Annotated in this window: 7 protein-coding genes; all 7 read left to right on the top strand. The window is 62.6% G+C overall.

From position 1 onward, the window contains the following. On the top strand, window positions 1-792 hold a 792-nt coding region (locus tag WBR57_RS03770), incomplete at its 5' end, for a FecR family protein (RefSeq protein WP_424082245.1). Window positions 793-871: 79 nt separating this feature from the next. Next, window positions 872-3301, top strand: coding sequence for a TonB-dependent siderophore receptor (locus WBR57_RS03775; protein WP_424082247.1), 2430 nt, complete (start codon window positions 872-874; stop codon window positions 3299-3301). A gap of 260 nt (window positions 3302-3561) precedes the next feature. After that, on the top strand, window positions 3562-4356 hold the full coding sequence (locus WBR57_RS03780; protein ID WP_424082249.1) for a phosphodiesterase: 795 nt from the start codon (window positions 3562-3564) through the stop codon (window positions 4354-4356). Between the two features lie 198 nt (window positions 4357-4554). Then, window positions 4555-5781, top strand: coding sequence for an MFS transporter (locus tag WBR57_RS03785; RefSeq protein WP_424082251.1), 1227 nt, complete (start codon window positions 4555-4557; stop codon window positions 5779-5781). A gap of 91 nt (window positions 5782-5872) precedes the next feature. Further along, window positions 5873-6223 carry a hypothetical protein gene (locus tag WBR57_RS03790; protein WP_424082253.1) on the top strand — a complete coding sequence of 117 codons (351 nt, stop codon included), beginning with the start codon at window positions 5873-5875 and terminating at the stop codon, window positions 6221-6223. 166 nt (window positions 6224-6389) lie between these two features. After that, on the top strand, window positions 6390-7649 hold the full coding sequence (locus WBR57_RS03795) for a hypothetical protein (RefSeq protein WP_424082254.1): 1260 nt from the start codon (window positions 6390-6392) through the stop codon (window positions 7647-7649). A gap of 42 nt (window positions 7650-7691) precedes the next feature. Next, window positions 7692-8864 carry an N-methyl-L-tryptophan oxidase gene (solA, locus tag WBR57_RS03800; RefSeq protein WP_424082256.1) on the top strand — a complete coding sequence of 391 codons (1173 nt, stop codon included), beginning with the start codon at window positions 7692-7694 and terminating at the stop codon, window positions 8862-8864. Window positions 8865-8894 lie beyond the last annotated feature (30 nt).

Here is an 8894-nt window from a genome sequence, read left to right on the forward strand (position 1 = left end):
CAGCTTGCCGGTGGTGCCGGACGGGCAGCCCTGGAGCGCCCGCGCAGCCCGGAACGGCGACGCACGCTCAAGACGCTTGCGCTGCTGATCGTCGCCGCGCCGCTGGGCTTTGCAGCACACCAGAGCCTGCCGTGGCGCGAGTGGCAGGCGGACGAGCGCACCGCTACGGGGGAGCAGCGTACGCTGAAGCTTCCAGATGGCGGGCAGCTTCGCCTGAACACCGGCAGCGCTGTCGACATCGCCTACGACGACAGTGTTCGTCGCGTGCGGCTGATCGCCGGGGAGATGCTCGTCGAAGTACCCCGCGAGCCTGCCAGGCGCCCGTTCATTGTCGACACCGCCGAAGCGCAAATCACCCTGCTCGGCAGCCGCCTGATGGTGCGTCAGTATCCAGACAGCACTTACCTCGCCGCACTGGAGGGCGCAGCCCTGGTGCGCCCGCGGCTGTCACGCGGTGACGACGGCCTGATACGCCTCGCCGCCGGCCAGCAGACCCATGTCAACGCCCTGGCCGCGGAGCCCGCAATGGCGTTGGCGCAGAATCGTCTCGACTGGCTCAGCGGCATGCTGCGCGCAGAAAAAATGCGCCTCGATGACTTCATCACCGAGCTGGACCGCTATCGAACGGGCCTGCTGCGCTGCGATCCAGCCGTGGCCGGGCTGCTGATTTCCGGCGCCTTCCAGTTGCGCGACACCGACCAGGTTCTGCGCGCCCTGACCCAGACATTGCCGGTAAGTGTCCATTACCGCACACCCTACTGGGTCACCGTTACGACGCCCGCGCATACTTAATAAGAATCATTGTCGTGTTTTTCCGAGGTTGCGTGTCCCTCCTGTAACCACATCAATTTCACAGGGCGGGGACGGAAACATGGCGACGACGCAGGGCACTCAACCATTGGCTCGGGCAGTACACGCTGCCGCATTGGGTCTGATCATCGCAGGCGGCAGCCTGACGGCAACCTCGCCCCAAGCCGCCGAGCAAGCCACGCAGCAGAACCGTATCTACCATGTGCCTGCCGGTAACCTGAGCAGCGCCCTCTCCGAATTCGCCAGCCAGGCGGGTATTACCCTGCCCATGGAACCGGGCATGGTCGAAGGTTTGCGCAGCCCTGGCCTGAACGCCGCCACCAGCGTGGACGGCGGGTTGCAGCAACTGCTCAAGGGCACCGGCCTGCAAGCTGCCCCTCAGGGTAACGGCCTCTACCTGCTGACACCGCAGGTTGCCGGCTCAAGCCTGGAGCTGGCCTCCACCAGCATTACCGGGCAGGCCCTGACGGAGACCACCGAGAACAGCGGCTCCTACACCACCGGGTCGATGCAGACCGCCACCAAATTGCCTTTGACCCTGCGCGAGACGCCGCAGTCGGTCAGCGTGGTCACGCGCAAGCGCATGGACGACAAGGCCATGACCACCATCAGCGATGTGGCCCAAAGTGCGCCCGGCATTTATCTGAACAACTCCGGCGGCGCTGGGCGCCCCACGTTCAGTGCGCGTGGTTTCGACGTTGACACCATCATGTACGACGGTTTTCCCACCAGCTTCCTCACCTACATTCCCAGCAGCGATGCCAACCTGGCCATGTATGACCGGGTCGAGATCGTTCGCGGCGCCACGGGCCTGGCCCAGGGTGCCGGCAGCCCAGCGGGTGCCATCAACCTGGTGCGCAAGCGCCCGACGCAAAAATTCCAGGCCACGCTCACCGGCAGCGCCGGCAGCTGGGACGATTACAGCAGCACGCTGGACGTCGGCGGCCCGCTCAATGAAAGCGGTACCTTGCGCGCCCGTACGGTGCTCTCGCGCCAGGATTCCAAAAGTTTCCGCGAGTCGGTCGAGAGTGACGCCGACCTCTACTACGGCGTAGTCGACGCCGACCTCAGCGATACCACCACCCTGACGCTCGGCGCCTACCGCCAGAAGGACTACACCAACTACGTCTGGGGCGGCTTGCCCATGGCCCGTGGCGGTGGTCACCTTGGGCTGCCACGCGACACGTTCCTGGGGCATGACTACGAATACATGGACAACCGCACCACCGGTTACTTCGCGACCCTGGAGCATGGCTTCGCCAACGACTGGAAACTGCGCATGGCCGCCATGCAGTCGACGACCAACACCGACGTGCTGGCCTCTTCCATATGGGGATACAACCGCCACTATCTATGGACGCAAGCCATGGAGCAGAAGGAAAAAGGCTACGACCTAGCCCTCAGCGGCCCCTTCCAGCTACTGGGTCAGGAACATGACTTCACCGTGGGCGTGAGCAAACGCCAGCTGGATTATCGTACCGGCAAGCTCTGGGAGAGGTTCATCGACAGCAACGTCGACCTGTTCGCATGGAGCCCACGCGGCCATACCAAGCCGAATATCGTCAAGGGCCCCGATGGCCGACTCGAGACCACTACTCAGGACAGCTTCTACGCCAGTACCCGCCTGCGCTTGACCGAGCCTCTGTCGCTGATACTCGGCGGCCGTTTGGACTGGTACGAATTCGAAAGCCGGGCGACCCCTGAAAGCAGCTACAAGGTCACGCGCAACCTGACGCGCTATGCCGGCCTGGTTTATGACCTGGACGCCAATCACTCGGTCTATGTCAGCTACACCGATATCTTCAAGCCGCAGACCGAAAAAGGCGTCGGCGGCCAAGTGGTCACCCCTATCGTGGGTGAGAACTACGAGGTGGGCATCAAGGGCGAATACTTCGATGGCGCACTGAACGCCAGCGCGGCTATTTTCCAGATCGATCAGAAAAACCGTGCCCAGGAAATGCCTGATGTCTTTGGCTGCGGTACAACCGCCATCAGCTCGTGCTACGAGGCTTCCGGCCTGGTACGCAGCCGGGGTATCGACCTTGAAATCCAGGGCGCCCTGACCGAAAACTGGCAAATGGCTGCCGGGTACACCTACACCCAGACGAAATATGTCAACGACGCCACCGAATCCCTGGAAGGCCAGGACTTCAACCGTCGACTGCCGCGTCAACTGTTCAAGCTCTCCACGATCTACACCCTGCCCGGCAACCTGCAGCGCTGGCGCGTGGGCGGTGACGTCTACCAGCAGAGCAAAATCCGCACTGCAGGGGGCACGGGTGCCACCGCCTGGAAAAACCAGCAGGGCTCGTACACCACTGTCGGCCTGGTGGCAGGCTACAAGGCCACCGAGCAACTGGATCTGCAGCTCAACGTCAACAACCTGTTCGACCGTACCTACTACACCAGCATCGCCAATGGCGCCTATGAGCCCTACGACATCTATGGCGACCCACGTAACGTCAAGCTGACTGCCCGCTACAACTTCTAGGAAGCAGTTCGTCGTCGACGTTCGTTGCGGATCGGCTGGGCGAGTATTCCCCCAGCCGTTTCACGCCCGCGCAGCCCGCCGCTCGAAGATTGCGGCCTCTGGCTCAAGCATTCCTGCAGCGATTGATAATCTGCGCACGTCAGCATGAGCAAATGTCGCATCAGCACGCCGCGTAGCAGTCGGCACTAGCCGAACGCCCTCCCCCATGACACTTTAGGTGGCAACCGCCGGCCACCACGTTTTTTCAGGGAGAACTCACCGTGCTGATTGCTCATCTTTCAGATCTACACATCAGGCCACGCGGCGTGCTCTACCAGGGGTTGGTAGATTCAAACACGATGTGCAGGCAAGCCATCGAGCACCTGAATACGCTCTGGCCGCGCCCCGATGTGGTGATCATTACCGGCGACGTGGTGGATGAGGGCTCGCCGGAAGAATATGCGATGGCCCGCGCGTTGCTGGCCGACATCCAGCAACCGTTGCTGATGATTCCCGGCAATCATGATGATCGTGCCCTGTTTCGCTCGACGTTTGCGCAACCACACACCTCAGGCGAAGGGCCCCTGCACTTCATCGCCGAGGATCTGGGGCCGGTGCGCATCATTGCCGTGGACGTCACCGTTCCGGGCGAACATCATGGCGACATGACCGAGGCGGCACAGGCCTGGCTCAATACAGCGCTCGCCGAGCAGCCCGAGCGGCCCACGCTTATCATGCTGCACCAACCGCCGTTCCTCAGCGGCATCCCCTACATTGACACGTATGCCTGCCACAACGCAGATCGGCTTCGCGAGACGGTGCTGCGCTACCCGGCGATTGAACGTGTGGTGTGTGGGCACATTCACCGCTCCATGCAGTTACGCTTTGGTGGCTCGCTACTGTGTACAGCGCCGAGCACCACCACCGCGATCGGCCTGGCACTCGATGCGAACGCGACAGAGGCGTCGTACCTCGAGCCACCTGCCTTGCTCTTGCATCACTGGAAAGCGGATACGGGGCTTATTACCCATTGGGTTCCCATCGGCAAATTCCCGGGGCCACTACCGTTTGCCTGAAGTGACATCCCAGCCCCTGAGAAGCGGATATCACGCCTACGCTGTCGCCCAACCCAATGTGTCGCATCGATCCCACTGATGATTACTATCGAACTGCCCGTCTATTTCATCATCAAACTCGCCTCCTATAATCGCCCCACTTTCTCCCCGCTCCCCTCGCCTGCCTGCAGGCGAAACTCCCCTATGGAACCCGACACCATGCCAAGCGCGAGCCAGGCCCCCAGCGGCCTCCCCGAACATAATCAACAAAGCGTCAAACAGCAGTGGTTGGCGATTCTCTCGGTCGCCGTAGGTGCGTTCGCCCTGGTGACCAGTGAGTTTCTGCCGGTGGGCGTGCTCAACGATGTGGCCAGTGACCTCGGCATCAGTGCCGGCCACGCCGGGCTGATGGTGACGCTTCCGGGCATTATGGCTGCGCTCGCCGCGCCCTTGCTGTCGGTGGGCATCGGCGCGATGGACCGGCGTTATCTGCTGATCGGCCTGACGCTGATCATGATCATCGCCAACTCGGTAGTCGCCTACGCCACCGACTTCAGCCTGCTTTTATTTGGCCGCGTGTTGCTGGGCATCAGCATCGGCGGGTTCTGGGCGACCGCCATTGCGCTCAGCGGGCGGCTGGCGCCCAAGGGCGTCGGCGTGGCAAAGGCCACCTCGATCATCATGATGGGCGTGACCCTGGCCACCGTGCTCGGCGTGCCCGTCGGCACTTGGCTGAGTGGCCTGATGGGCTGGCGCATGACCTTCCTGGTCACCGCGCTGGTGGGCATCCCGGTGCTGCTCGCGCAGGTGTTCCTGCTGCCGAAACTCACGCCGGAGAAGGCGATCCAGATCCGGGACCTGCCGGCCTTGTTCATCAACCCGCAAGCACGGGTGGGGTTGATCGCAGTCTTGCTGATCGGCCTGGCGCACTTCGCTGCGTACACCTATGTCGCGCCGTTCTTCAAACAGAGTTCCGGTTTCGACGGGCCAACCATTGGCTCGCTGCTGTTGCTGTATGGCGTGGCGGGCGTGATGGGTAATGTGTTTGCCGGGTTCGCCGCCAACCGCAGCGTGCGTCACACCCTGCTGCTGGTTGCGCTGATGATCGGCACCAGCACCGCGCTGTTCCCCTACTTCGCCACCGGCATGACCGGCGCAGCGATGCTGATCGCACTGTGGGGCTTCGCGTTTGGCGCGTTCCCGGCGTGCGCGAGTATCTGGATGTTCGTGGTGGCGCCCAAGGACGTTGAGCGCGGCATGCCGCTGTTCGTCGCCCTGTTCCAGGTGATTATTGCCTTGGGCTCGTTCTTTGGCGGGCAGATCGTCGACCAGATGGGCAGCGCGGTGCTGTTGAGCCTGGCCACGGCCCTGGTGGGCTGCGGGTTTGTGACGGTGCTGGTGCTGGGCCGTAACGTCAGTAACAACCTGGTGGCTCAGCCGAGCTGACCAAAGGAATAACGGGCGCGGATTTATTTTCAATGCTTATCGTGTATAGATGTGCCTATACACACCGAACTTGAATCCGCTCCGAGTCACCATGCCCCTTTCCAAGCGCGAATCCGCCCACCTCGAACGCCGCCTCGTGGCCACCCTGACCGACGCCTGCGAAACCGCCAAAGCTGAAATCCAGGGTTTTGAGTGGCTGACCCACACTGTCGACTACAACGCCTTCGCGCAAAGCCTGAGGGTGATTTGGGTGTTTGACACGCGTATGAATAAAGACCTGGCCCTGTCCAGCGGCGCGGACGAACGCATGCGTGAGCTGACCGCTGCTGCGCTGAATGAGGCCGAGGTCGGCGCCGTGCGCCTGGACCGCTGTGTACGCTTTGACTCTGAGGAGGCTTGCCGGGCGCAGCACGGTGGCGACTGGGGCTTACGCCTGGGTTGATACGGGCGCTTTGGTCTGGCGCTGCACCGCGTCGCCCCCTTCGCGACCTCGTCGGGGCTCGACGGCTCCCACCGTTGATCAGCTTTTACCTGAAGATTAACGCTAGAGCTGGCGCTCGATTTCGGGATAATGGCCGCCTCCCGCCTTGATACGGAAATCCCGCTGAATGAAGCTGCCTGCGTCCGCCCTCGTCCTTGCTTCTGCCCTGCTGCTGCCTTCGCTCGCCCACGCCGAGGACGCCGCCCTGGCCGACACGCTCAGCGCCTTCACCCGCTGCGATGCGAGGTTCTTCACCAGCCTGAACACGCACCGTGACGTCTGGCGGGCCTATGCGCCGCTCCAGCAGCAAAAAGACTTCAGTTGGATCGCCGTACAAAACCGCGCCGACCGTAAGGCCAACGCCGTACCCGTCAGCGCGCCTTCCATCGGCGGTTTGAAACTGTTGACGTACAACGACGAGGTCACCGACCTGGGCCCGTTGGGGCTCTACTATTACTGGGGCTTTATCGTGGACGGCGGTATCGACGAGGTCGCCCGGCGCCTCGCGCCGATGCTGGAACAACCCGAGCTGCTGTACAAAGGCAAAGGCGAATACACGCGCAGTGAACTCCTGGTCGGCGATCATTGGCAGGCGATCAAGCCGCAGCCGGGCAAAGCGCCGGGCACGCGGCATGTGGAACGGGTGCTGATCATCGAGCCGGAAGGCAAGCAAGGCACACAATCGCGGGTCAGTTGTTCGATACAGGGCGGGGTCACCGCCGCCCTGCTGGCGCGGGTACGCCCAGACATCGCGCCGGTGGATTACCCGCGCACCGTCGTCGAAACCACCATCGATGACGTCGAAGTGCCGGCCGGCGTGCTGCAGCGCCTCGACTCGCCGTTAATGCAGCCCAAGTTCAAGACGCTGAGCTACACCTACCTGTCGAAGAAGGGCAATGGCAGCAAGGACAGCCCGGTGTCGGTCACGTTTACGGCCCAGGGTGGCTTGCTGCGCAAGAACGAGGTCTACGGCAACACCTTCAACGTCGACCGTCTGACGCAGGCGGACCTGTTCCAGTTGAAATCCAAAATGAACGGGGTGGGCGATGGCCGCGTGCTGCAAACCCGTGAAGCCGAGCTGAACGTGCCGGCCAGCTGGGCGCCAGGCCAAACTCTGACGGCTCGCTTGCAGATGGCGAATGTGCCGGTCAAACCGACCGACACAGCGGTCGAAACGTCGTTGACCTGCAAGGTCGGCGAGCGCTTCCCGGCCCGCCAGGTATTTGCCACGTTGACCGGCGATGCCGTCCAGTTGGAATGCGACCAGGGCGACTACACGACCCGTCGCGCCTTTATCGAGGACCTGGGCGTCGCGCTGACGCTGGAGTCGACCTCAAGCCAAACGCACTATGTGAATGAATACACGGCGCTGGACGTGGTGCGCTGAGCGACCTTCCTTCAACTTGAGCTTCTAAAGCGAGTACCTACGATGGAACGTTATGAATCGCTGGTCATCGGCCTGGGCGCCATGGGTGCCGCCACGGTGTACCAACTGGCGAAAGCCGGGGTGAACGTGGCCGGTATCGACCGCCATCACCCGCCCCACACCTTTGGCTCCAGCCATGGCGACACGCGCATCACGCGGTTGTCGGTGGGTGAAGGGGCGCAGTACGTGCCCATCGTGCGCAATTCGCACCGCATCTGGCGTGAGCTTGAAGCGGCGTCGGGGCAGGCGTTGTTCGAACAGTCGGGGTTGCTGGTGCTGAGCGACTACGACGATTTCGACCCCAGCGATGCGGCCGACTTCACCGTGCGCACCCTCGGCCTGGCGCACACCTACGGCATTGAGCACGAAGTGCTGGATGCCGCGCAGATTCGTCAGCGTTTCCCGCAGTTTGCCCAGGTGGCAGATAACGCGATCGGCTACTACGAACCGGGCGGCGGTTTTGTGCGGCCTGAGCGCTGCATTGAAGTTCAGCTCAGGCTGGCCGCGCAGCTCGGCGCCACGCTGTACAAGGGCGAGACCGTTACAGATATTCGCTCCGACGAACACGGGGTCACGGTCACCACCGACCAGCGCACCTTGCAGGCCGACAAGCTGGTGGTGAGTGCGGGCAACTGGGCCGGTGGGTTGCTCGGGGCACCGTTTGATCGCTTGCTCAGCGTTTATCGACAACAGCTGTTCTGGTTCGCGCTGGAACCTGAAGCCGACCTGGTGGGCAAATCGCCGACCTACATCCTCACTCACGGTAAAGACGAAGGGGATGCCAGCTATGGTTTCCCGGCGCTGCCCGGCGAAGGCAGCCTGAAGATCGCCACGGCGCAATACCACACCACCTCCACGCCTGAAACGCTGGACCGCACAATCTCGCCCGCGCAGGAACGTGAGATGTACGAACAGCAGGTGCAGGGCCGTATTGCCGGGGTGACGGCGCAGGTTGTCAAGTCGGCGGTGTGTGCCTACACCGTCACGCCGGACCATCACTTCATCATCGACCAGCACCCTACGCTGCAGCACACGCTGGTGGTGTCACCGTGCTCCGGTCATGGCTTCAAGCATTCGGCAGCGCTGGGTGAAGCGTTTGCGCAGTGGTGCATGCACGGTGAGAGCGAGCTGGATCTGTCGTCGTTTTCACTGAAGCGTTTTCAAGGGCAATCGTGAACCTGTGGTGAGCGGGCTTGCCCGCTCACC

The organism is Pseudomonas sp. (assembly GCF_049590575.1).
Classification (GTDB): domain Bacteria; phylum Pseudomonadota; class Gammaproteobacteria; order Pseudomonadales; family Pseudomonadaceae; genus Aquipseudomonas.

Bases quoted from the DNA above. Each gene is read 5' to 3' on its own strand.
- WBR57_RS03775 (WP_424082247.1), top strand. From the start codon at position 872: ATGGCGACGACGCAGGGCACTCAACCATTGGCTCGGGCAGTACACGCT.
- WBR57_RS03785 (WP_424082251.1), top strand. From the start codon at position 4,555: ATGCCAAGCGCGAGCCAGGCCCCCAGCGGCCTCCCCGAACATAATCAA.
- WBR57_RS03790 (WP_424082253.1), top strand. From the start codon at position 5,873: ATGCCCCTTTCCAAGCGCGAATCCGCCCACCTCGAACGCCGCCTCGTG.
- WBR57_RS03795 (WP_424082254.1), top strand. From the start codon at position 6,390: ATGAAGCTGCCTGCGTCCGCCCTCGTCCTTGCTTCTGCCCTGCTGCTG.
- solA (WP_424082256.1), top strand. From the start codon at position 7,692: ATGGAACGTTATGAATCGCTGGTCATCGGCCTGGGCGCCATGGGTGCC.